The organism is Sulfuricurvum sp., assembly GCF_041651515.1.
GTDB lineage: Bacteria > Campylobacterota > Campylobacteria > Campylobacterales > Sulfurimonadaceae > Sulfuricurvum.
In genome coordinates this window covers 15,674-41,261 of record NZ_JBAZJF010000007.1, presented here as the reverse complement: position 1 = coordinate 41,261, position 25,588 = coordinate 15,674, and the positions used below count along the sequence as shown (strand labels likewise).

The following is a 25,588-nucleotide window of genomic DNA, read 5'->3' as shown; positions in this document are numbered from 1 at the left end:
CAAAAGCCCTTTTATCAACCGAATTTACCCGTAATATATTCTTGGGTCAATTTTTCTTTCGGAGTGACGAAGAGTTCTTCTGTATTTCCAAGCTCGATGAGTTCACCCAGATACATGAATCCGGTGTAATCGCTTACACGGGCTGCTTGCTGCATATTATGGGTTACAATGATAATACTGACACGTTCTTTAAGCTCAATAACAAGCTTTTCGATCCCCTGAGTTGAGATCGGGTCAAGTGCGGAAGTCGGTTCGTCAAAAAGTAACACTTCCGGTTCTACCGCAATGGCACGGGCAATACATAAGCGTTGTTGCTGACCGCCTGAGAGACCATTAGCATCATGTTTTAATCGATCACTTACCTCTTTCCACAATGCGGCATCTTTCAGTGCTTTTTCGACACGATCATGCAATTCCGTCTTATTTTTTATCCCTTGCAAACGCATACCGTAGGCAACGTTATCAAAGATTGACATAGGGAATGCCGTCGGTTTTTGGAATATCATTCCGATTTTAGTACGAAGATGAATTAAATCTTCTTTTGCCCCTAAAATATTACGTCCTTCGAATTCGATTTCACCGGCATAGGTATTTCCGGGATAGAGATCGTGCATTCGATTGAATGAACGGAGTAATGTCGTCTTACCGCATCCTGATGGTCCGATAAGTGCAGTAATTGAGTGTTTTGCGATAGGCATAGTCACTTTTTTTAGGCTTGGAGCAGGTGCTCCTTTGTAGGTAAATTCAAAATCGCGTACGTGAAGTGCGCATTCGTCTTTAATATCGATAATACTTGCCATAACGTTATTTCCTTTTTCCGGCGAATAAAATAAGTCGTCCCACAATATTGAGACCCAAAATAAACATTGAGAGGATAAAGGCGGCTGCCCATCCCAGTTGTTGCCAATCTTCGTACGGACTGGTGGCGTAATTGAACATCGTAACCGTTAGTGAAGGCATCGCTTCATTCAGATCGGTGGTGAAAAAGTTATCATTGAATGACGTGAAGAGTAGCGGTGCTGTCTCTCCTCCGACACGGGCAATACCGAGTAAGACACCGGTCAAAATCCCCGCTTTGGCACCGCGATAAACGACGTCCATAATCACTTTGTATTTGGGTGCTCCAAGGGCAAATGCCGCTTCGCGAAGCGTTCCCGGTACGAGTTGAAGCATATCATCGGTAGTGCGTAAAATAATGGGAATCATGATGATCCCTAAGGCGATGGCTCCAGCCCATGCACTGAAATGCCCCATCGGCATAACGACAATCGCATAGACGAAAGCACCGATAACGATTGAGGGTGCAGACATCATAATATCGGAAATATCTCGGATCGTATGGGCGAGCTTGGAGTTTTTGCCATATTCACTCAAATAGGTTCCGGCCAAAATACCGAGTGGTACGCCGATAGCGGTAGCCATAGCTACCAAAATCGCCTGACCTACAAGGGCATGTTTTAGACCGCTTTCAGCGTATCCGGGAGGTGCCCCCTCGTAAATAAAGATATTCCAATTTAGGGCACTCATCCCTTTCATGACCAAAACACCTAGAATCCAAAATAAAAAAGCTAGAGCAATGATCGCACTGAGTGTTGATAGGCTTAGGATAATTTTATTAATAATTACCCGTTTTTGTGTAGAGGTCATTGTCCTTTCCTCACTTTACGTAAAAAGTAAAATTTTGCGACGGCAATAACAACAAAACTCATAATGAGTAATGTTAGAGCTAGACCGAAAAGGCTGGAAAAATAGAGGGATGTGTCGGCCTCGGTGAACTCATTTGCCAAAGTCACCGGGATGGAGGTTGTCGGATCGAGGATCGAACCGGGTACCTTGTGGACATTCCCCATGACAAAGGTTACCGCCATCGTTTCACCGATTGCGCGTCCAAGAGCGAGGATAAGCGAACCGATGATCCCGGCTTTAGCGTAAGGGATAATAACGTCTTTGATAACATCCCATTGTGTACCGCCAAGAGCGTATGCCGATTCCTTGAGAATATCAGGGGTAGTGTTCATCGCGTCTCGGGTAACAGCCGCCATAAACGGGAGAATCATGATTGCGAGTACAATCCCCGCACTGAGCAAGCCAATACCCAATCCACCGAAGATATCACGGATGATTGGGACGAAGTAAAACAATCCCCACATTCCGTAAATAACAGAAGGGATAGCGGCGAGAAGTTCGACGCTCACCCCAAAGAACCCTTTGATTTTATCATGAGCGATTTCACTGAGGAAAATAGCTACCCCGATCGCTACGGGGATAGCGAGGATCATCGCTAAAAATGTCGAAGCAACCGAACCGAAAATCGCGGCGTATGCTCCGAATTTTTCGAGATTAGGCGCCCACTCATCTTGGGTGATAAAATCAAATCCAAATGCGTTTATCGCTTCGGTGGAGTGGTTGAAAAGTACCACAAATATCCATGCCACGATAAACAGGATTAAGAGGGCGCTGGTGCGGGTCATGTTAAAGAAGATTTTATCAATCATGCCTAGCCTTGATGCAAAAAATGTTGGCAATTATATTACACGATGATTACAACTGCGTTACGAGCCATGCTTTAGCCTGTTCGGAGGTGGTGAATTCTTGGTTGAGCTGAGCCTCGTAGGCCCCATCCAAAAGGGTTTTAAATCGCGTAGAGGGGGTTAATCCAAGAGCAATTAAATCTCGTCCCATCAAGAGCGGGGGAGGGGGAGCGTGTAGAACGTTGAGTGCGGATGCGCGTTCATACAGCCATGCTCCCGCATCATGCTTTTCAGGGAGAGCAGAGACAAATAAACGGCCGAAAAAATCGGCACGTGAAATAAGAAGTAGATCTTTGATGCATACGTGTGTGCTGAGATGGAGAATATCGCTGTCGCTTGCACGGTTACGGTAAAGTTTCCTCGGCGTTCCGTGATAGCGAACCAGCGGTAAAATTCCTTCGATAAGGGATTTGTCATCGGTAATATGCATTAGCCATTGCCGCGCAATCTCTATCCCTTTCTCGGCGTGATGGGGGGCATTGAGAACCCCTTCAATAACGATTGTTGTAAAGGGCTTGGCGATGTCGTGTAATAATGCTGCTAACATCAAAACTATGTCGCGTTTGTTCTCTTTGGTGCGCATGTGTGCCATTTCATCGACACACATCAAGGTATGTGTCCAAACGGAGCCTTCGGGATGAGACACAGGGTCTTGCGGAGTGGTTTCGAGTTTTTCAAGGGGAGAAAAAAAGCTTAATCCCCCCATCTCCTTAAGGAGATTCAAACCTAACGAGGGGCGATTACTAAGGAGGAGAAGTTTTTTCAGTTCTTCAAAAATACGCTCTTTCGGTAATTCATTGAGCGCTCCTGCTAAAATCATATCACGACATAGACGTAAAAGATTCTCATCACATGTCAACTCAAAACGAGCCACAAACTGTACTGCGCGCAATACTCGGAGCGGATCTTCGACAAACGTATTGTTATCGACACACACAAGACGTTTGTTCTTTAAATCTTCTATGCCGCCGTATGGGTCTAATAACGTTTTGGTTAGCGGATTATAGCCGATGGCATTGATCGTAAAATCACGCCGTCGGGCAGCCCTAGCAAAGTCGATATCGCTAAACCACTCTATTTCAAACCCTTTGTGTCCCGCACCGTGTTTGGATTCTATCCGAGGAGGGGAAAAGTCGATAGTAAGCCCTTGATAGGAGAGCTTGAGGACACCAAAACTTTTGCCGACGGCATTGAGCTTTCCAAAAGGTTTGAGAATAACCTCTAATTCCTCTAGTGAGGTTAGTCCATAAAGTTCAATATCCATGTCATGGGTTGGATGAGCGATAAGGGCGTCACGGACATATCCGCCGACTATGATGGGGATAATGTTGTGATCCTTTAACGCATCTATCAGGGGTGATACAGCCGTAGGAAAGGGGATCATTTTTTAAGCAGAGCTTTTTGGGTAAGTGAATCAAGACTAAAACGAAAGGTTGAACCGACGCCCAGTGTACTCTCGATAGTAAGGCTCGATTCATGTAATTTAAGGATATAGCTGACGATGGAGAGTCCCAATCCCATTGAGTTATCCCACCGATTTTTTTGGACACGATAAAATTTAGAGGTAATTTTATCCAACTCGACAGGGGCAATTCCTATCCCTCTGTCGGTGACGCTGAGATCTTTTTCCGTAAGGGTAATCGTAACCTCTTCTTCGGAGTATTTAAGTGCATTATCGACGAGATTGACGATCACAAGATCGATCATTGTTTTATCGGCATAGACCATTTTGGAGATACCGTTATAGAGAATACGTCGTTGAGGATATTTAGCTTGGAGTACCGAAACGGTTTCCGCACATATTTCGGATAGATCAAACAGGGTCGGTTTGATACTAAGGTCGTTATTTTCGAGCTTGACCGATAAGGCGAGTCGGTCTAGCATCAGGGTTATTTTATGGGTATTTGAGAGTATTTTAGCGAGAAAACGCTCTCGGATTTTCGGATCAAGATTCAGATCGTCATGAAGCGTTTCAGCATACCCCATAACCGCCGCAATCGGATTTTTAAACTCGTGGCTGATAGCAGAGAGAATATCGTTTTGCTGCTTGTTAATCAGACGGAGTTTGGCGGTGTGCTTCCGTTTTTGTTTGTCTCTATTATGAAGTTTTTTGACCAAATTTTTCAGTAAAATGGAAATTTGTAAAAACTCTCTGAAATATTCGGGTTTGAGGATCGATTTATAATTTTTGGCCGAAATATCATCCAAATATCGGGTGATTTGGGTGATGTCATGGCGAGCTTTTTTGGAGATATTATACGCGATGATGAGAGAAAAAACCATTAAAACCGAAAAGGCGGCAAAGAGTTTGAGCCATAAGGTGTAAAAATGGTCCATGACCCTATCTAAACTCATTGAAAGGCGAAAAAAGAGGGTTTGTTGCGGAGTAGTGATTTTTTTGGCGACATAGATAAAATTGGTTTTTAGTGTATCGGAATAACGAATAGTCACGCCGTACGGCTCGGTCAGTGCATGCATTATTTCGATTCGTCCGGAGTGGTTCTCCATATTCTTTTTGTTGGCATTACTCTCGGCAATGACGACACCGCTCTCATTGACGATGGTTACCCGGTAGGCCGTTTTTTTTGCCGTTTCTGCAGCAAAGCGGTCTAAGTCATGAGATGCGATAACGAGAGGCTCAAGAAGAGAGATACTTCGTACTAAATCGCTTTCCCCATCCTCAATGATCATAGTTTTGAGGGTTAGATAGCTGATAACGGAAGCAACCAGTAATGCAGCGGTAAAAAGTCCTAATATATTTAGAAAAAAAAGCTGATGGATTCTTAGCACAGTGTGTATCCGACTCCCCGTACGGTTTTGATATACTCTTTGGTTTTATTGGGATCGATTTTCTCTTTGAGACGGTTGATCGCAACATTTACGGTTCGATCTTGATACACTTCATCGCTTCCCCATACATTTTCAAGGAGAAAATCACGATCCAAAACGATATTTTGGTTGGTAATAAGGGCGTGCAGGAGATCAAATTCGAGTTTGGTAAGCTCAACCTCTTCCTTCTCGATGGTAACCGTACGTGAGGCAAGATTAAGTGAAATATCCCGATACAATAGTGCCCCCAGAGAGGAGAGCTTTTTGGTACGGCGAAGCACGGCACGAACCCGTAAAACAAGCTCTTTCATACTAAAGGGCTTGGTGATATAATCATCCCCTCCCCGCTCAAATCCTTGCTCAATCTCTTCATCTTTTTGTTTGGCGCTTACGAAGATGACCGGGGTATGTATCCCTTTTTTACGAAGCGATTCAACGAATTCGCTCCCCTCGGCTCCGGGAAGATTGCGATCCATTAAAATCAGATCGACCTCTTCTTCTTCGAGGGCTTCTTGAACGTGTTTAACATTTAAAAATCCGATGGTCTCGAATCCCTCTTTCGCGAGGTGATACTCCATTAACTCTAAAATGTCCTGTTCATCTTCGACGATCAGTATAAGTGCATCCACGGTTTGGCTCCGATAGCAGGGTATTAGTTATAAATTTGCATCTCTCCGCCATTTTGCGCATAGAGCATTAGGGCGGCGATATTAACAGCACGGTCTCCCGAACGCTCTAATTTTCGGAGGGTTCCTAAAACTTTGACGTATTCGACGGAGAGTTCGCCGGAACTGATAATAAGGGTCATAAGCTCTTTTTCCATAATGGAGAAGAGATCGTCGTTTTTAGACTCTTCGACCATTACCGTACGGTAAAGATCATCGGCATCGCAAAGCTCTTTGGCTTCCAAACATTTGTGAATGTATTGTAGCGCATGGAGGGTCGTTTTGTGCAATTGAATGATGGTGTTGGTAATAACACTGAGATCGCATCCCCCTTTGCAATGTTCTTCGAGTCGTTTTGCGTATTTGCGCATTCCATCACCGATACGGTCGAGTTCATTGGTCATTTTTAGATACGCAACAAGGAGTCGGAGCTCGTCCGCTTCCGGGCCGAATAATGCAAAGGTTTTAATAATCTCGTTGTCGATTTTATTTGCATCGGTTTGGAGATTTTTGAGGTGATTGCGAGCACTCTCGTAAAGTGCTCCTTGATTGGTTTCAAATGCACTGAGGGTATCTTCGCTCGAGTGGATGATTTGAGATAAAAGTGCCGAGATCATTGAACGGATCCCATTGAGCTTATTTTCATAGCGTGGAAGCATGAGGTGCCTTTTTTTATAGAATGATAGTGCGCGATTATAACGTCCCTTTATAACAGAGTGATTACAGAACTGCTAGGGACTTTGTAATCTTTTCGTTACCCGACAATTATACAATGCGCTCATCAAATACCAAGGACCATCCAATGCTAAGTAAAGTAACCAAAGGTTTAATGATCGCGGCTATCGCGGCGACATCGATGATCGCAGCTGAAAAAATCAACGGTGCGGGAGCGACTTTCCCTGCTCCATGTTATTATGACTGGGCTTACAATTACCAAAAAGCGACCCACACACGTGTCAACTATCAGTCTATCGGTTCAGGCGGCGGTATTAAACAAGTGAGTGAACGTATCGTTGATTTCGGTGCAACCGATGCACCAATGACCCCTAAAGAGCTGGATGCTGCAAAATTGTGGCAGTTTCCTGCTGTTATCGGTTCTATCGTTGTTGCACATAATATCCCGGGTATCGCAGATGAACAGCTCAAGCTTAAAAACAGCGTAGTAGCCGATATTTTCGCCGGTAAAATTACAATGTGGAATGACGCAGCCATCGCAGCGGATAATGCAGGAGTAAAACTTCCGGCAGAAAAAATTATCGTTGCTCACCGTTCAGACGGATCGGGGACAACCTATGTTTTCACAGACTATTTGAGCGAAGCGTCTAAAATGTGGAAAAGTAAATATGGTACAGGTAAAGCGATTGGCTGGGCAACTGGAGTCGGTGGAAAAGGGAATGAGGGGGTAACCAACCTTATCAAACAAACTCCTTATTCTATCGGTTATATCGAAAATGCCTATAAAGAGAAAAACCATCTCTCTGCGGCTACGTTGCAAACGGCTCAAGGTAAATGGGTAACGGCTACAACAGCACATTTTCAAGATGCAGTCAAACAAGCCAAATGGAGTAAAAAAGACCATTTTTACAGCTCACTGGTTTTGCAAGACAATGCTTATCCGATCGTAGCGGCTACGTTTATTCTTTTGCCGCGCGAAAAAGCGGAGGTAAACGGTGAAGTCATCAAATTCTTCGACTACTCCTTCCGTAACGGTGATGCGGCAGCAGTAAAACTCGGCTACATCCCACTTCCGGTTGAGACGACCAATCTTGTTCGTCAGTACTGGGGAGAGTCTAAATAATTTGAACGCTGAAGGGGCAACCCTTTAGCTGCACTACGGTACTCATGCAAAGGTACCTATAAGAACATTGTGTGTTTTTATAGGTGCCTTTTGGCACACTCATTTTCTCTCCTTCGTCAATTCCTTAAGTTTTTCAAGTCCGTCTTAGCGTATGCATTCGGATTTGGGTTTTCATTATCCGAAACAATCTGTTTTATATTCATTTTCCTTATCGTAACCATTTCGTAATGTAACATTCATGTAATGTAATTTTTCTACAATGACGCCACTTAATTACAGGAGTGCATTATATGAAAAAAGTAGCGTTATCCGCCCTTGCTGCGGCGATGATGAGCGGTGTGGTTTATGCGGACACGATGACCCTTTACAGTGATCCTAAAACAGGTCAAGTGTTTACAAGTCCGGCTGCAGGCCGCGTAGAGATGGGTGACTTTGTCGATGCGAAAACCGTTGATATGGCTGACCGTGATCAAGCGTCAAAATTGGCGGAATACCAAGATTCAATGAAAAAAGTTGTTAAAACAGGTAACACCGGTGTTACTACGGAGCTTGCTGGGCATAAAATCCAATTCAGCGGCGAATCTTACGTCGGTTTGACATCTGAGCATTATGGCACGAATCTGGCTAACGGTTCAGACACAATGACGGGCTTTGAGTTACGCCGAAATTACGTGACGGCAAAAGCATTTGTAAACGATACCGACTTTTTCCGCACAACTCTCGATATGACACGTGAAAACGGTTACGATGTTAACCCGTATCTTGCTACTGTCAATAATGGTGTTTCAAACGGGGGTGGATCAGCATTAAACGTTTATGTCAAATATGCTTATCTTTATTTGGACAAAGTATTACCGTATACAGGCGTTGAAATCGGGATGGCTCACCGTCCGTGGATCGACTATGAGGAGCATAATGGATGGAGATATCGTTCACTTAACCGAACGGTTCTTGAAAATCAAATGGCCCCTATCAACCATACGGCAGACCTTAGAACTGCTGGCTATCAAGTAGCTGCTCCTGGTATTTTCCCATCAGCCGATCTTGGTGTTGACTTTAATACCAAAACGGATTATTTTACAAGTGAAATTGGTCTTTACAATGGTGAAGGGTATAAAAATAATCAGGGTGTTAACAATGGACTTTCAGGAGAAATGCGTTTGACTGCTCACCTTTACGGGAATGGTAAAAGAGTGGGTAAATACGAACGAACCGAAGAGACGTATGCTAACCTTTCATTTTCTGGATTAATGAATAAAGATGTTTCAAATACGTATGAAACTCTCAACGGTATTACCAGTAATCCAAATAGAAAAGATCGAAATGGGTATATGTTCCATGCTGTGTACAATCAACCGGCATTCCTTATTGCAGCTTCATATGCTGATAATTCAGATAATTATAATTATTCGGACTCCCCTGCTCCAACGTTCAAAAAAGTGGATTACAAAACAATCTCGATTAACGGTGAATACAGACCAATCAAAGATTGGACCATTATTGGTCGTTATGATAATCTTCAAACAAAATATTCAGCGGGTTCTGCTACAACAGGTCTAAACAGTGCGGATGCTTACAATGCTAACCATGTCGGTGATGCATCAATGTATATCTACGGTGTTGCGTATGAATTGAATAAAAACGTAACATTAATCGCAAACGGAAAAACCGTTAAATCAAAGGATACAACGATTGTTAATCCTCTTACTGGTATCTCATCTGCATCAGGAATTGAAGCAAATAACCTTTTCAACAAACAAAGTTGGATGTTGACTGCTGAAATTAACTGGTAAGCCGATTAACTCCTCTCTTCCCCCTCTCCCGCCATTGGCGGGAATCCAAAAAACATAAATTTAAGAAACTACCGGATATAATACCGCTCTTCAAATTATGCCGGCATAGCTCAGTTGGCTAGAGCAATTGATTTGTAATCAATAGGCCCGGGGTTCAAATCCTCGTGCCGGCACCACCTTATAAAGCCCCTTCACGTCGTACTACCACTTTAATCGTCTTAACAAAAATAACAAAATCAGTCCAGAGACTCCAGTTGCGGACATACCATACATCCAGCGTGACACGGCTCAAAAAATCGATATCGCTGCGCCCTGAAACCTGCCATAGACCTGTTATACCCGGTTTGACGGCTAAAACCATCGAAATCTTTTCACCTATCTTGATCCGTTCTTCGGGCATATAAGGACGCGGACCGATGAGACTCATCTCCCCTTTCAGTACATTGAAAATCTGCGGCAGTTCATCAAGGGATGTTTTACGCAAAAATTTCCCTATTTTGGTAATACGCGGGTCATTTTCATATTTATGATAGACAGTATAGTTGGCAATCTCATGAGGGTGGTCCATGAGATAGCTTGCGAGTAAAGCATCGCTATCCTCACGCATCGTTCGAAATTTATAACAGACAAAAGGTTCGCCATCCCGCCCCATCCGAATCTGTTCAAACCAAATACTCCCTTGCGGTTCTTCCCGTTTGATCATGGCGGCGATGAGGGCCATAACGATGAGTGTCGGCGGCAGCAACAGCAGGGACATGAAATAATCACTCCCCCCCTTGATCAATTGATTAAAACGATTGAGAAGTTTATTTTCCAAAACGACGAGATTGGCACGGGCATTGAAGAGATGAATAATATAGGAATCTGAAAAATCGTAACTTTTAATCAGGGGGATGAAGATGACCTCTTGATTACGTTTCACACTTCCGTCCAGAATCGTTTCGATCTCTCCAACGCCGCGATAGTCCGAAGCGATGAAGAGTGTTTTTGAAGAGTCTTCATCCCCTTTGACATAGCCTAAATAAGGATTGTCAAAAACATCCCGTTCAAAAAAAGGATCTTCTCCCAACACCAAAGCTTCACGACGCCATAGCCCCGCTTTGTGAAGCCACCGTTTCATTAGAAATTTTTCGATGGGAAAGAGGACAAACATCATAACAAACGAGGTAACGAGAATAAATCGAGAGTAATGCTCCGCCTCTTTTTGAAGTGCCAAAACAGCCAATACAATCAGACAAGCAATGGCGAGAGATTGCCCGATCCGTTTGTGTTCTTGCCAAAAATCAAATCGTTTGGTGTAGATGCCCTCGAAAAACATAACGATAAGAACGACGCCATACATAACCTCCATCTGAAGATAAAGTTGAATATCTTGAGGCGGCGGGGTATTGAATGAACCGCTTAAGAGTTGACGCAGATAAAAGGCTCCACTTAGGGCGATCAAGATCATTAAAACATCAACAAAGATGAGAATAAATTTGGCGATAGTCTCTTTCAAGGAGTTACCATCCAGGCGATGGTTTCCTCTATCTCAAAGACGGGCGACCAGCCAAGATTTCGAAGGCGAGTATTATCACCCCCCAGACGCAGGATCTCATTGGCGCGGACAAAGGCAGGATTGGTGACAATATCCAGATGATGTCCACTCGCTTTTTCAGCGATAGTAATGATTTCACGAAGGGAATAAATGGTATTGGATGCAATATTAATGACCTCGGAGGATAACGAAGATTCAGCCAGAATGAGGTAAGCCTGAGCAACATCCCGAACATCTGAAAAGTCGCGATAAATATCGATATTTCCCAGTTCAAGTATACGTTTTTTTGCACGGAAATGAGCCACGATCTTAGGAACGATGAACTGCTCGGCTTGACCAACACCCGTATAATTAAAAGGTCGCGTAAGGATAATGGGCAATTGCGTAAAATAATTTCGTCCCATCTGCTCCATCGCATATTTGCTTAACGCATAATGAGACAGGGGTTGCGGGCACTCATTTTCACTGATAGACTCCAACGCAATATTGCCATACACATTGCTAGTGCTCGGTAAAATAACTTTACTAACAGAACTATGGTGTTTGAGTAAGGCGTCGAGAAGATTGAGCGTAGCAAAAAGATTCACATCATAGATAGCCGATGAATCTCCGTCCGGAACAAACGTAATAGCCGCGAGATGAATGACAATATCGGGACGAACTTCGGATATTACAGCGTTGATTGCATCACTGTTTGTGATATCGCAAGGATAAATCTTATCCCTTTTCGCACCGCTAAAAACGGTACCGTATACCTCATACCCATGTGTCTCGAAGAGATCACGGACATAGTGGCCCGTAAAGCTTTCGATCCCGGTAATTAGTAGACGTTTAGAAGCTGAAGCCAACGGTATTCCTTCGCAAATCAGCTTTAACCATCATGGCGCACAGCTCTTCGAGCGTCGTTGACGGTTCCCATCCGAGACACTCTTTCGCTTTCGCTGGGATACCGATCAAAAGCTCTACTTCTGCAGGGCGATAAAATTTCGGATTGATTCGTACGAGTGTTTTGCCGCTCTCGGTATCAATACCGATTTCATCCTCTCCGCTTCCGCTAAATGCCAATGTCACTCCGATTGCTTTAAATGCCATAGAGACAAAATCACGTACCGTTTCGGTTCGGTTGGTTGCTAAGACATACGTATCCGCTTCGTCAGCTTGGAGCATTCGCCACATCCCCTCGACATACTCTTTGGCATATCCCCAGTCTCGTTTGGCATCAAGATTACCCAGCTCCAGTACATCCAGTTTTCCAAGTGAGATTTTAGCTGCGGCATCGGTAATTTTACGGGTGACAAATTCACGGCCGCGCAGAGGAGATTCATGATTGAACAAAATACCGCTGGCAGCAAAAATACCGTAACTTTCACGATAGTTGATACACATCCAATGCGCATACAGCTTGGCTACCCCATACGGACTTCGCGGATAAAATGGGGTAGACTCTTTTTGAGGAATCTCCTGCACTTTTCCGAACATCTCCGAGGTGCTGGCTTGATAAAAACGTATTTTTGGATTGACGATCCGAATTGCTTCGAGCAAATGTACCGTACCCAGTCCGGTAATATGTGCTGTAGCAACCGGTTGGTCAAACGACACCCCTACGAAACTTTGAGCCGCTAGATTATAAATTTCGTCGGGCTGAATCTCCATCACCATCCGAACCGTATTGGATTGGTCGGTCAGATCGTATTCGACCAGATGTAAATTCGGATGAGATTCGATTCCCAGCTCTTCGATACGCCAGAAATTGACGGAGCTGGTTCGTCGGAAAGTTCCATAAACATCATACCCCTTCTCTAAAAGTAATTCCGCTAAATAAGCACCGTCTTGACCCGTTATCCCTGTAATAATTGCTTTTTTCACATAGTGTCCTCATAGTTGTACTAAACAAGATTATACCGTTCAAGGGGTTAAATGTGTATAATTATCCCTACATCAACAGGATAAAATTGCACTTTAGAAGTTCTCTTATGGTAAAATCAAGCAATGAATACAAAAACGGCTATTTCTCTTGTTATCAATCTCTCCCCCTTGCGCCCACCGTTGACGGGCATTGGGCATTACACGCGCGAAATATTAGTCCGGTTGTTGCAAGATCCCTCGATTTCTGATATTCAGGGTTTCTATTATCATCGTTGGTTGCAAAAAGAAGATATTCTCAACCTTTTAAATACGGTTTCTGCATCCGGCTCGACATCATCATTACTCGCTAAATGGATTAAATTTCCCGGTGTTCGATCAGCGTATCGTAAATCATTGCATTGGATTCACCGCCGTAAAATGGCATCATTGCGTGAATATATATATTGGGAGACGAATTACCTTCCCCTCTATTTTGAGGGTAAGACGATAGTGACGATCTACGATCTCTCCTACATCCATTATCCGCAATTTCATCCACTCGATCGGGTAAATGCACTTCGTTCCGGTTTGGAAAAAGCTCTGAGAAATTCTAAGTCCGTTTTGACCATTTCCCGTTTCTCACACGATGAGATTCAGAGTGTTTTTACGGTGCCGCACGAGAAAATTGCGATTATACCTCCGGGTACTTCGGAACAGTTTCATCCCCGCAGTGAGAATGAACTCATCGGAATACGACAAAAATACCCCCTTCCGACAAACTATTTTCTCAGCGTTGCCACGATTGAACCGCGTAAAAATTTAAAAAATATTTTACAGGCATACACACGACTGGAACCGCAAATACGTCAAAATTTCCCCTTGGTTTTGGTTGGAACTCCCGGATGGTTGAGTGATGATTTGGAACCGTTGATTACCCCTTTGGAGCAAGAAAAAGTGCTTATACGTTTAGGCTATATCCCCCAAGAAGATCTTCCCCTCGTTTACAACGGAGCAAGTGCACTGTTGTATCTTTCGTTGTATGAGGGGTACGGTATGCCCGTCGCCGAAGCGATCCAAAGTTCTATTCCCGTGATCACATCATCCCTCAGCTCGATGCCTGAAGTGGGAGGGAATCGTGCATGGTATGCCGATCCCTCTTCCGTGGATTCGATAGTTTCGGCGATCAGGGCAATGATGGCCTCATCCACACCGCTTACCCCTCCATCCTCAGCGCATTGTGCACTCCCGCATATCCAAACATGGGACGATTCGACACGACAGCTTCGAGAACTCTTCGCTCAGGTCGCACGATGATGCGATTAAAACAACTTTGGCTTTTCCGTTTTTTTATCGTCTCATCGGTTAAAAATGAGCTTTCGAACCGTTTGTCTCGGAGTAAATTAGGTATCTTGTGGTTAGGTATCGCTCCCATGCTGCAGGTCGCAATTTTTGCTTTTATCCTCTCCTCTATTATGAGTTCCAAACTGCCGGGTGTTAACAACACACACGCATACGCGCTCTATCTCGTCACCGGCATTACCGCATGGTCTCTTTTTTCGGATATTGTGATGCGTCTTTTGACGTTGTACGTAGATAATGCCCCTTTGATTAAAAAAATGTCGATCCCCATTGTTGCTTTTCCGTTGATTTCGATAGGTTCGGCATGGCTGAATCACCTTTTCTTATTATTCTCCGTGATGATCGTTTTCTTTTTCCTCGATCATAATATCGGTTGGATGATTCTATGGATCCCTTTTTTGACTCTAATGACGACACTGTTGGCGGTGGGTATTGGATTGACCTTGGGCGTGTTAAACGTATTTATTCGGGATGTCGGTCAAATGATGCCGATTATGCTCCAGTTTGGATATTGGTTTACCCCCATCGTATATACCATTTCGATCATCCCTGAGCGTTATCATCCATATTTTTTAGTTAATCCCCTCTATCATCTCTTTTCGATGTACCACAATGTATTTTTATATAAACTCCCTCCGGCATTTTCATCGGTACTTATTGTAGCGCTCGTAGCTTCTGCTTTACTCTTCATAGCCTTTGGATTGCTCGCAAAAGCGAAAAATGAAATGATGGAGGTTCTATGAGTATTTTACGCGTCACGGGTCTTTCCAAAAAATACTTTCACTACACATCGCAGTGGCGTCGTATCGCTTCTTGGTTTTTCCCCTCCTTCCAGCCAAAAGAGTTTCATACGATTTTTCAAGACATTACCTTTTCGATGCAGCGAGCAGAGACCATTGCGATTGTTGGACAAAACGGTGCAGGCAAAAGCACCTTGCTCAAAATGATTGCGGGGATCATCCGACCGACCGAAGGGACGATTGAACGGTATGGGAGTATCGCCGCTATTTTAGAATTGGGAATGGGATTTTCACCCGAGCTGACCGGTCGAGAGAACACACGGCACACCGCTTCTTTGATGGGACATTCCCTTCATGAAATCGAAGCGGTGATGGAGGAAATCAGAGATTTTGCCGAAATCGGAGACTATTTTGATGAACCGATTCGTATCTATTCCAGCGGAATGCAAATGCGTCTTGCGTTCGCGATCGCTACGGCATTTACCCCCGATCTCTTGATTATTGACGAAGCCCTCTCCGTAGGAGACCAATACTTCCAGCACAAAAGTTTTGAACGCATTAGAGCATTAAAAGAGCAGGGGACATCCCTTTTATTTGTTTCTCACGATAAGGGCGCCGTCCAATCGATCTGTGATCGTGCCATTCTGATTGAACAGGGGCGCATTATCAAAGACGGCGATCCCGAAGAGGTTATGGACTTTTACAATGCACTCATTTCCGATAAAGAAAACGCTTCGGTCGAACAAATCAAACTCGAAAACGGCAAAGTACAAACCATCTCCGGATCGGGAGAGGCGAAAATCGGAGAGATCGGCTTGTACAACATCCGAGGGGAGAAGGTAGAACTCATCAGCGTAGGCGATCCGGTTGAGCTGAGAATTCAGGTAAAAGTACTACAGGATATCCCGGAATTAGTACTGGGCTATATGATTCGAGACCGTTTGGGGCAGGCGGTATTTGGAACCAATACCTATCATCTGCACCAAGCCGTTGCGGAAGCAAAAGAGGGGGATGTATTTGAGTACACCTTCTCCTTTGATGCAAATTTCGGCACAGGATCGTATTCCGTGACGGTAGCTGTTCATGCACAGGATACCCATTTGGCCGCCAACTACGAATGGAGAGATCAAGCGTTGGTTTTTGAAGTGATCAATACATCAAAAGAACAATTTTCAGGAATTTGCTGGATAGAATCCACATCGAGGTACACCCATGTCGGACACTAATTTTTACCGTGCTTTTGAGGACAAACATCGCGGGGGCCGTGAACTGATAAAATCCCGTTTAGAGATTTATCTCCCTTTTATCATGGCACTGAAACAGTCGGACAAGGATCTGAAAACATTGGATTTGGGATGCGGACGGGGAGAATGGCTGGAGTTGCTATCAGAGCAGGGATTTGATCCTTATGGGGTTGATCTTGACGAAGGAATGCTGCACGCATGTACCCAGCTCCGTCTGAATGTCGAAAAAAAAGATGCCCTTTCCGCTCTAGCTGCTTTACCCGATGAGAGTAGGGCGATCATCTCAGGATTCCATATTGTCGAACATCTCCCTTTTGAGGTGTTGCAGCGCGTCATCCAAGAAGCTCTTCGGGTACTAAAGCCGGGGGGGATACTCATCCTCGAAACCCCTAATCCGGAAAATATTGTGGTCGCAACATCCGGCTTCTATCTCGATCCCACCCACGTTAAACCGATTCCGCAGGAGCTTCTTGCCTTTATGGTGGAACATTACGGCTTCCATCGGGCTAAAATACTCCGCCTTCAGGAAACGAGAGAGCTTCGTGCCTCATCCGAACCGAACCTGCTCGACGTCATGTTCGGTGTCAGCCCCGATTACGCGATCGTCGCTCAAAAAGGCGCATCCGAGGAGATACTTTCCCGTTTTGATGCTCCCTTTTCCGAGGAATACGGACTGGGTCTCGAAGAGCTCATCAGCCGATACGATCAGCGTATAGCAGGGGCTCTTTCACACGCACTCGAAGAGGCACGGCAGGCTCGCATCCTCAGCCAAGACACCCAAAGAGGTTTGGAATCACTGCTCCACAGCCGTTCATGGCGATGGACGGCACCGCTGCGCGGATTTGGGTCGTTCGCCAGAAAAGTAAAAAAAATTTTGACTCGCTAAAAGCATGATGATAAAGAGAGATAACTGATGGTACAAACTCCTACCCCGCGCATCTCCTATGCAAAAAATTCGGAAGATATCCTCCTTGATCGGGTATTGCACGATATCCGCAGAGGATTCTACCTCGATATAGGAGCCTCCGATCCTTTGATGGACTCAGCGACAGCCCTATTGTATGAAAAAGGGTGGAGGGGGATCAATGTTCCCACCCTTGAATCCTCTTTCAGCAAACTCTCATCCCATCGGATGTGGGAACACACATTGCAGCAGAGCGCCGACCTCACCGCTCTGCTCGAAGAGCTTCACCCCGAAAACATCCATTTCCTTAGAATCACGCGAGAAGAGGCGAAAAAAGGGATCTTCGAACATCTCGATCTAACCCGTTTCCGACCGTGGATCATCCTTCTTGAAGCGATTGAGCTTCATGACGCATACGAACCGACGCTGATAGGTCACGGCTACACCTTCGTCTACTCCGACGGGACAAACCGTTTTTATCTCGCGCACGAACACGCGGAACGTGCACGCTGTTTCACCCCCCCCTCCCCGAGTGCAGACCACTACATCCGATACGAGGAGTGGGAAAGAGAGAGCCGTCTAGAAGAGTTAAAAGAGCACATCCGTACCCAAGATAAAATCATCAAAAAAGCCAGACTGGACTATCAAAAAGCGCATAAAGCGCATCAAAATCTGAGCCATGAACTCCATCTCATTACCCACTCTTTTTCATGGCGTATACTCTACCCCTTGCGTCTTGCAGGAAAAATTCGCAGACGCATCACCGATATTCCATGGATGATGGCAAAGGTTAAGCCACTTTTGGTCGCTTCCCCCTATCTCATGCGTCAGGCATACGCCCTTCGAGACAAAATCATCGCCTCTCGTCGCCCAACGGCGCAATCACCTCTATTGGGACGTATCCTTGCCGATCGTGCCAATTTCCGCTCTTCCGACCCCGCAGACAAACCGCGTCTGGTATTTGTCTCGCCGCTCCCTCCGGCGAAAAGCGGGATTGCCGATTACGCTCTTCGCCTCCTTGCGGCGTTAAAAGAGCACTATACCCTCCTCGTCGTGTGTGAAACCTCTTCAGAGCCGCTCCCCTTTTCGGTGACCGTTCGATCCGCAGAAGAACACCTTTCCCACGGTTCAGCGCTCGACCGCCACCTCTACCATTTTGGCAATTCCCACTACCATGCGTGGATGCTCCCGTTGATCGAGCGGTTTCCGGGAACAGTGGTACTGCACGACCTCTTTTTAGGAGGGCTATACCATTCGCTGATACAGCAAAATCCGACCGCTTCCATCGAACGCCACCTCTTTGATGACCATGGGTATGAGGCACTGCACTGCCTCGCAGATCACGGTATCCACGAAACCCTTATCCGATACCCGCTCAACCAAACCCTTATGGCTCAATCCGACACCGTTTTGGTTCACTCCGAATACTCATTTTCGCGCCTACACACCCCGCACCGCGCTAAAATCCCGTTCCCCAAAGAGCTTCCAGAGCACCCCCTCACCCCTCTGGAAGCCAAAACGGCATTGGGCTTCAAAGAAGACGATTTTCTAGTCTGCACCTTCGGATTTATCGGACACTCCAAATGCTCTCGTGAGCTCCTCCTTTCATGGAAAGAGAGCTCCTTGTGCCGAGACAGAGCAGCCCATCTCATTTTTGTCGGAGAACTCCCCTCGGGCGTGTATGCCGAGGAACTCGTATCTCTGAAAGAATCTCTCCCTCAAGGCTCTACCGTCACGTTTACCGGATATACCGATCGTTATGACGACTATCTGTGCGCGTCCGATCTTATTGTACAGTTGCGCCGTAACTCACGCGGTGAAACCTCCGCAGCCGCGTTTGATGCCCTCTCCTATGGGCGTCCCCTTTTGGTCAATGCCCACGGTACGATGACAGAATTCCCCGAAGATACCCTTATCCGGCTGCCGGATGAATTTACCCTTCCGCACCTCTCCATGGCACTCGAAGAGATTCGCAGCCGTCCACTATTGCGTGAACAGGTGGGACGAGCCGCGCAAGAGTACATCAAACGCCATCATAACCCGTGCGACGTTGCACGCCGATACCGAGATGCCATCGAAGAGGGATACGTTCATGGAGCCTATGCCCACTACCGCAGCGCCCTTCAACACGATCCCCTCGATCCCTCTTCACTGCGCTCTTTGCTCACCCCCAAGCACCCCCCTAAAATATTCGTCGATATCTCCGATGTCGCCTCTCACGATCTCCGCACCGGGATACAGAGGGTGGTTCGCAGTATTTTGCGCTACCTCCAAGATACCCCTAGAGGGTACCGTATCGAGCCGGTTCGTCTCGTCGAGGGGCGCTATCGCCATGCCCACACCTTCATGCACAAATGGCTCGACATCTCCCTCCCTCCACTCTCAGAAGAGGAAGCGCAAATGGGAGAGGGGGACATCTTTTTAGGACTTGATCTCTACGTAGGCCATATTTCCCAAAATCCGCACCTTTTTGAGCAGATGCACGCCCAAGGGGTCAAAATCCATTTTGTCGTGTACGACATCCTCCCCCTTCGCTATCCCCATTTTTTCCCCGCCGATGTCTATCCGCAGTTTTTCTCATGGCTGGGGATCATCACCCGATATTCCGAGGCTCTGGAGTGTATCTCCGAATCGGTTGCGCAGGATGTACGCGACTGGGTGCAAAAGCATCCGCAGTCGCGCACCTCGCCGCTCACGATCGCGTCCTTCCCCCTCGGAGCCGATCTCCAAAACAGCTCCCCCACGCGGGGGATCACAGCAGAGCAACACCAGCTCCTCTCCTCCCTCACGCACTCTCCGATCATCTTGATGGTCGGGACGATCGAACCGCGAAAAGCCCATGCGCAAGCCCTCGCGGCAATGGAGATATTGTGGGAAGCCGGCGAAGAGATTCAGCTCGTCATCGTCGGGAAAAAAGGGTGGCAGGTAGAGGAGCTGATCCAAAAACTAGAGACTCACCCCCGCCGCAACCGATCCCTCTTTTGGTTTTCAGGGGCGAGCGATGAACTGCTCGATCACCTCTATGCCGCCTCGACCCTCCTCTTGGCAGCCTCCTATGGAGAAGGATTCGGACTCCCCCTCATCGAGGCCGCGCAGCACGCGATCCCGCTCCTTGTACGGGATATCCCCGTATTCCGCGAAGTAGCCGCAGACCATGCAGCCTATTTTCACGCCGATACCCCAGATCAGCTCGCCGATGCCATACGGGCATGGTTGGTCGACCCCTCGACCCCCTCGAGTGCGTCGCTCCCCTACGAGTCATGGGAAACAAGCGCCCGAAAACTTCTTGCTCTGCTCCCTATCGGCGCGTAACATCGTTCTTCATCTTCCGCATTCATGCGGAAAGCTTTAGGGGATTGATAACATTAAAATATACTAAAAAATCACCTTTAATAGACCATTCTGGCGGGTAAGGTATATATTTCAGCAAAGATTAAAAGATGTTATAGGATAATACAGCACCATCGAGAGTTGTTAACTCGATGTGCGCACATCAACATTACATAACCATAAAGGATTTACATGGCAATCGATATTGCAACAGCACGTTTAGAAATCGCGAAGATCTACATCGCAGCATTCAATCGTGTTCCTGATTCTACAGGTCTAGCTTACTGGACTGACGTTTACGCTAATAAAGGTGCATCATTGGATGCAATCGCTGGAGGATTCGCAGGTTCTGCAGAATACACAGCAAAATACCCTGCATTCCAAACAAATGCAGAATACGTTAATGCTATCTATACAAACGTTTTTGGACGTGCAGCAGATACAGCAGGTTCTACGTTCTGGGTAAGTCACTTGACAGACGGTACATTGACTCACGCGACATTGATGAACGCTATGTTGAATGCAGCACAAACAAACGGCAGCACAGACGGTGCTAAAATCGTAAACCAAGCAACATTCGCAGTAAGTGCAGTATTGAATAACCTTGATACGACTTCTGCAACAGCTCAATTGGCAAATATCACTTCAGATACAGCGACTGTTACAGCAGCTACGGCAGCGACAGCAGCAATCATTACAGGTACAACTTTCCCACTTACTACAGGTGTTGATACGATCGCCGGTACATCTGGTAACGACGTAATTAATGCAACACTTGATACAACGGATGGCACTACAAAAGCAGCAAGCACTTTCTCTGCGCTTGACACAATCAACGGTACAACAGGTACTGACACATTGAATATTGTATCTGCTGCCATTTTGAATACTACTGCTATCGCAGGCGTAACGGTTTCTGGTGTAGAAACAGTTAATGCTCGTGCTGCAGGAGCTTTGACACTAGATTCAACAACTTGGACGGGTACAACAGCTGTAAACGTCACTCAAGCAACTTCTGCGGCAGTGACTGCGGCTGCTACAACTGCGGTTAATGTTTCTAATGTTGCGGGTACTGTAGCAATTGATGGTGGTTCAACACAAACAGTTACTGCCGGTACGGGTTCAGCAGGGATTACTCTAGGTGCAACTACTGTTGCTACTGGTGCAATTACTGTAACTGATACAGTACAAGGTGCAAATGTTATTGGTATTGATGGTGGTACTAATGTTTCTGTTACTGCAACTGCTACAAATCCAGGTGCTACAACAGGAGCAATCACTGTAGGTAACGGTGGAGCTGCTACAGATCTTCCAACTGGTACAATTACTGTTACTGACAACTTAACAAATGCAGCTGCAGCTGCATCAAACACTACAGGTGGAAATATCACTGTTAAAGGTGGAACAACTGTAAATGTAACTACAACTGCTGCACAAGGAATTATGACTACTACTTCAACAAATAGTACGATTGTTCAAGGTAACGTTGCAGTAACTGGTGGTGCTTCTACAACTTCTGTTACTGTAAATGAAGCTAAAACTGTTGCTGCTGTAAATACTGTAGTAGCTGTTGCAGGTGTTACTGAGACAACAAGTGTTGTTTTCTCTAATTTGACGGCTGGTCAAACTCTTATTGTTGGTGGTTTAACATTTACTGCTACTGGTGCGATGACAGCTGCTCAAGTTGCTGCTGCGTTCGCAAATATAGCGAATGGTGATATTACTGGTAGTTCTACATTAGGAACTTATACTGGTACTTTCTCAGGATGGTCAACAGGTGCAGCAACTGGAACAAGTTCTAACACTCTACTATTTACAAGTTCAACTGCAAACTCAAATGTTGCTGACTTAGCTTTCACTGGTACAGGTCAAACTGCTCCTGCGACTGCAGTTCCAGCATTAACAATAACTCAAGGTTCTGCTGCTACAGCTGCAACTGCAGGTGTTGCTGGTATTACTGCTGGTTCAGTTTCAATTACTGATTCAAATGCAGCTTCAGCTACTATCGCTAATACAATCACAACTGCGACAATCAACGGTTACAGCAGTGCAACAATTGCTGACAATGCGTTGACAACACTTTCTGCAACAAATGGTGGAAACATCACGTTGACAAATGCAGCAACTACTCCAACAAATACAGCATTAGCGATGACTATTAACAATGTTGCTGGTACGTTCCTTGATGCTAATGCTGAGATCAAAACATTGAACTTAACAACTGCAACTGCAGATTCAACATTGACAGTAACTGATGCTAACTTACAAACATTAACTGTTGCAGGTACTAACAAAGTTACTTTAGCAGGTACTGCACTTGGTAATGCACTTACAACTGTAACTGTTACTGGAACTGCTTCTGTCGCTGGTACATTTACAGGAACTGGTTTAACAGATTTCAATGCTTCTGCAACATCTGGAAATGTTACTGCTACTATCGATGCAACAAAAGCAACTTACGAAGGTGGTTCAGGTGCTGATGTTGTGACTGCATCTGGAAATGTTTCAAAAGTTATTTCTCTTGGTGCTGGTGATGATACATTTGTTCTAGGTACTGGTACTACAACTGCTGCCATTTCTGGTGGAACGGGTACAGATACGCTGTCTATGGATGAGGCAACTGCCGCTACTGCATCTGGTTCAACAGCATTTGCTGCTCTTGTGACAGGATTTGAACACTTGACACTTACTGGAGCAGGTGCAGGTGCTATTGACCTTTCAGTTCTTGGTGCATATAATTATGTAACAGATGAAGGAACTAGTGCTCATACATTAGCTAATATGGCATCTGGTGGAACTATTGCGTTTGATACAGCAACAGCTGCTGTTGTAACTCTTAATGCTACAACTGCTTCTACAGCTTCAAATGTTTTAAACATTGCTATGACTTCAAATGATACGACAGGTAATATGGCAGATGCAGTTACAACTGCAACTAATGCTCATATTACAACAGTTGCTATTGCATCTAACTACACAACATTAACATCAACTGCTCATGCTAATACAATGAACTTTGTTGATTCAGCATCTGTAGCTACTTCAATCACTGTAAGTGGAAACGCAGCATTAACGTTAAATACGACAACTGCTACGGCAGTTACATCTGTAAATGCTTCTGCAAACACTGGTGGATTAACATACACAACTGCTGGAACAACTGCTGAAACTGTAACAGGTTCTGCAACTGCGCACAATGCATTAATTGCTGGTGGTGCTAAAGCTGATACTTTAATCGGTGGTAGTGCAAATGATACATTTACATCAAATGCTAAAGCAGATACTATGACTGGTAACGGTGGTAATGATACATTCAACATTACTACTCCAACAGATAGTAACTCTTACTCAACGATTACAGACTTTAATGTGGGTGATACACTTGTATTCACAGGTGTAGCTGCAGCTAGCTTTAATACAACTGCAATTACTGCATTATCAACTTCAACATTTGCAGTATTACTTGATGCAGCTACTGCTTCTACTACTGCTGACCATGCTGTTAGCTGGTTCCAGTACTCTGGAGATACTTATGTTGTTGAAAACAACAATATAGCTGCAACATTTACAGCTGGAAATGACTCTGTTGTTAAATTGACTGGACTAGTAGATCTAAGCCATGCAACATTTAATACTGCAGGTTCAATCGTACTTCACTAATCGCTCTTTTCTACTCCTTTCGAGTAGAACTGAACATTAGTTCAAACTTAAAGCCTCACTTTCTCTTAGGAGCTGGTGGGGCTTTTTTCGTTTAATACATTTCATGTAAATAAATAGTAAAATAAAGGTGTCAGGCACCTTTTGTAACTGCTGCTAGTACCGATAAAGGTGTCAGGCACCTTTTGTAAACTTCCTCTCGCTTCACATAATGTCTGTTCTCTTAAAAATTATCTCTTTCTGATATAATATCTACATGGGTAAATTAGACGAAGTAAAAGAAATATTGAATACCTTGAGAGTCCTATTGAGTCTCTTGTTTGGTGCCATAATATGATTTCGAAACGAACTAAAGAGATAAAGGATTTATGATGAATTTAGCAATTGCTGCAACCGTAGTAGCGATTATGGCTTTTATTACAGTTATGTTTTTTGGTATTTATAAAGTCTCACAAGAATAGTATATAAAGGAGATAAAGGCGTCAGGCACCCTTTGTACTTTGTATAGTAATCAACTGCTGCAAGGAGATTAAATGCCCCGCCCACCTCGATACAATGAAACAGGTATCTATCATGTCATCAATCGCGGGGTAGAACGCCGCAATGTATTTATAGATGATGCCGATTATCAAAAGTTTATGTCGCTTATGGCAGATTTAACAGATAAATACGGTATAAAAATTCATTCTTTTTGTTTGATGAGTAATCATTATCATATATTGCTAGAAACGCTTACCGATAATTTGTCTGAGGCACTCAAGCACCTCAATGTCAATTATTCCAAATATTTTAACAGTGTGAATCAGCGATCAGGGCATCTATGGCAGGGTCGGTTCAAATCGTTTCCTGTATTTGATGAAACACAATTTTGGACGGTTGCCAAATATATTGAACGTAATCCGATTGCAGCAGGCATTGCCGCGCACATTGAAAACTATCCTTACCAGAGTTATCATCTCATGGTTGCTGATAATCACCCGTTCCATTTCCTCCTTGAAGAGTCTAAAATTGTTAGTATGGGATTGAGTGACTACCGTGAATTTATGGATACTCCATTGCAAAATGAATGGCTGAAATCAGTCTATAAAGTGCATCGTACCAATAAAAATGTATCAAAACAGGTATTAGAACACTCATTAGCATCCTTTTTTGAAGTGGAAGGAGAGAGAAACGATAAAATACGTCAATCATACCGTTATGGCTATACACACTCAGATATAGCAAAATATTTAGATATATCAAGAATGACGGTCAATAAAATAGTAAATAATAATTCGTATTGACATAGTAAAGAGTAATGCAATAGTGTCGGACACTATTTACATCTTCAATTTTCATCCAAAATTCATACTAATA

The 25,588-nt window shown here is 44.8% G+C and carries 19 protein-coding genes and 1 tRNA gene; 10 read left to right on the top strand and 10 right to left on the bottom strand.

All coding sequences use genetic code 11. The features are described 5' to 3' along the window. Positions 1–14 precede the first annotated feature (14 nt). The 7 genes from pstB to WC407_RS11920 are packed head-to-tail and all read right to left on the bottom strand — an operon-like array spanning position 15 to position 6,684. Entirely contained in the window at positions 15–800 is a 786-nt protein-coding gene (gene pstB, locus WC407_RS11950) for a phosphate ABC transporter ATP-binding protein PstB (protein ID WP_373022891.1), read from the bottom strand. Positions 801–804: 4 nt separating this feature from the next. Further along, positions 805–1,647: a phosphate ABC transporter permease PstA gene (pstA, locus tag WC407_RS11945; protein WP_373022889.1), complete on the bottom strand. Its 843-nt coding sequence runs from the start codon at positions 1,645–1,647 to the stop codon at positions 805–807. Beyond that, positions 1,644–2,495, bottom strand: coding sequence for a phosphate ABC transporter permease subunit PstC (pstC, locus tag WC407_RS11940; protein WP_373022888.1), 852 nt, complete (start codon positions 2,493–2,495; stop codon positions 1,644–1,646). Before pstC ends, pstA begins: the two co-directional genes overlap by 4 nt. Positions 2,496–2,541: 46 nt before the next feature. Next, positions 2,542–3,915, bottom strand: coding sequence for a CCA tRNA nucleotidyltransferase (locus WC407_RS11935; protein ID WP_373022887.1), 1,374 nt, complete (start codon positions 3,913–3,915; stop codon positions 2,542–2,544). Then, complete coding sequence (locus tag WC407_RS11930) at positions 3,912–5,321, bottom strand: sensor histidine kinase (RefSeq protein ID WP_373022886.1); 1,410 nt, start codon at positions 5,319–5,321, stop codon at positions 3,912–3,914. Before WC407_RS11930 ends, WC407_RS11935 begins: the two co-directional genes overlap by 4 nt. Beyond that, positions 5,315–5,989, bottom strand: coding sequence for a response regulator transcription factor (locus WC407_RS11925; protein WP_373022885.1), 675 nt, complete (start codon positions 5,987–5,989; stop codon positions 5,315–5,317). Before WC407_RS11925 ends, WC407_RS11930 begins: the two co-directional genes overlap by 7 nt. Before the next feature lie 23 nt (positions 5,990–6,012). After that, positions 6,013–6,684, bottom strand: a complete 672-nt coding sequence (locus WC407_RS11920) for a phosphate uptake regulator PhoU (protein ID WP_373022884.1) — start codon at positions 6,682–6,684, stop codon at positions 6,013–6,015. Positions 6,685–6,827: 143 nt separating this feature from the next. On the opposite strand from WC407_RS11920, the gene pstS reads away from it, so the two are divergent. From pstS to WC407_RS11905, 3 genes are all read left to right on the top strand, one after another. Beyond that, positions 6,828–7,823 (top strand): phosphate ABC transporter substrate-binding protein PstS, encoded by a 996-nt coding sequence (gene pstS / locus WC407_RS11915; protein WP_373022883.1) that lies wholly within the window; start codon positions 6,828–6,830, stop codon positions 7,821–7,823. Between the two features lie 290 nt (positions 7,824–8,113). Then, entirely contained in the window at positions 8,114–9,616 is a 1,503-nt protein-coding gene (locus WC407_RS11910; RefSeq protein WP_373022882.1) for a hypothetical protein, read from the top strand. Positions 9,617–9,715: 99 nt separating this feature from the next. Beyond that, positions 9,716–9,792, top strand: a tRNA-Thr gene (locus WC407_RS11905). A gap of 2 nt (positions 9,793–9,794) precedes the next feature. On the opposite strand, the gene WC407_RS11900 is transcribed toward WC407_RS11905, so the two are convergent. Genes WC407_RS11900 through gmd form a run of 3 tightly spaced genes read right to left on the bottom strand, consistent with a single transcriptional unit; the run spans position 9,795 to position 13,019 of the window. Beyond that, entirely contained in the window at positions 9,795–11,114 is a 1,320-nt protein-coding gene (locus tag WC407_RS11900) for a sugar transferase (protein WP_373022881.1), read from the bottom strand. Beyond that, on the bottom strand, positions 11,111–12,001 hold the full coding sequence (locus tag WC407_RS11895) for a GDP-mannose 4,6-dehydratase (RefSeq protein ID WP_373022880.1): 891 nt from the start codon (positions 11,999–12,001) through the stop codon (positions 11,111–11,113). Before WC407_RS11895 ends, WC407_RS11900 begins: the two co-directional genes overlap by 4 nt. Beyond that, the gene (gene gmd, locus WC407_RS11890) at positions 11,985–13,019 is read right to left on the bottom strand and encodes a GDP-mannose 4,6-dehydratase (protein ID WP_373022879.1); all 1,035 of its coding nucleotides are present in this window, start codon (positions 13,017–13,019) and stop codon (positions 11,985–11,987) included. The genes WC407_RS11895 and gmd overlap by 17 nt, the downstream gene beginning before the upstream one ends. A gap of 123 nt (positions 13,020–13,142) precedes the next feature. Here gmd and WC407_RS11885 point away from each other — a divergent pair, with 123 nt between their 5' ends. The 7 genes from WC407_RS11885 to WC407_RS11855 all read left to right on the top strand — a co-directional run bounded on the left by WC407_RS11885 (position 13,143) and on the right by WC407_RS11855 (position 25,515). Then, positions 13,143–14,312 carry a glycosyltransferase family 4 protein gene (locus WC407_RS11885; RefSeq protein ID WP_373022878.1) on the top strand — a complete coding sequence of 390 codons (1,170 nt, stop codon included), beginning with the start codon at positions 13,143–13,145 and terminating at the stop codon, positions 14,310–14,312. Continuing rightward, on the top strand, positions 14,309–15,100 hold the full coding sequence (locus WC407_RS11880; protein ID WP_373022877.1) for an ABC transporter permease: 792 nt from the start codon (positions 14,309–14,311) through the stop codon (positions 15,098–15,100). Before WC407_RS11885 ends, WC407_RS11880 begins: the two co-directional genes overlap by 4 nt. Then, entirely contained in the window at positions 15,097–16,323 is a 1,227-nt protein-coding gene (locus tag WC407_RS11875) for an ABC transporter ATP-binding protein (RefSeq protein WP_373022876.1), read from the top strand. The genes WC407_RS11880 and WC407_RS11875 overlap by 4 nt, the downstream gene beginning before the upstream one ends. After that, positions 16,310–17,227, top strand: a complete 918-nt coding sequence (locus WC407_RS11870; RefSeq protein ID WP_373022875.1) for a class I SAM-dependent methyltransferase — start codon at positions 16,310–16,312, stop codon at positions 17,225–17,227. Before WC407_RS11875 ends, WC407_RS11870 begins: the two co-directional genes overlap by 14 nt. Positions 17,228–17,254: 27 nt before the next feature. Continuing rightward, positions 17,255–20,557 (top strand): glycosyltransferase, encoded by a 3,303-nt coding sequence (locus WC407_RS11865; RefSeq protein WP_373022874.1) that lies wholly within the window; start codon positions 17,255–17,257, stop codon positions 20,555–20,557. Between the two features lie 210 nt (positions 20,558–20,767). After that, a complete protein-coding gene (locus WC407_RS11860; RefSeq protein ID WP_373022873.1) occupies positions 20,768–24,235 on the top strand; it encodes a DUF4214 domain-containing protein in 3,468 nt (1,155 codons plus the stop codon). Positions 24,236–24,765: 530 nt separating this feature from the next. Next, the gene (locus WC407_RS11855; RefSeq protein ID WP_373022872.1) at positions 24,766–25,515 is read left to right on the top strand and encodes a transposase; all 750 of its coding nucleotides are present in this window, start codon (positions 24,766–24,768) and stop codon (positions 25,513–25,515) included. Positions 25,516–25,588: the final 73 nt, after the last annotated feature.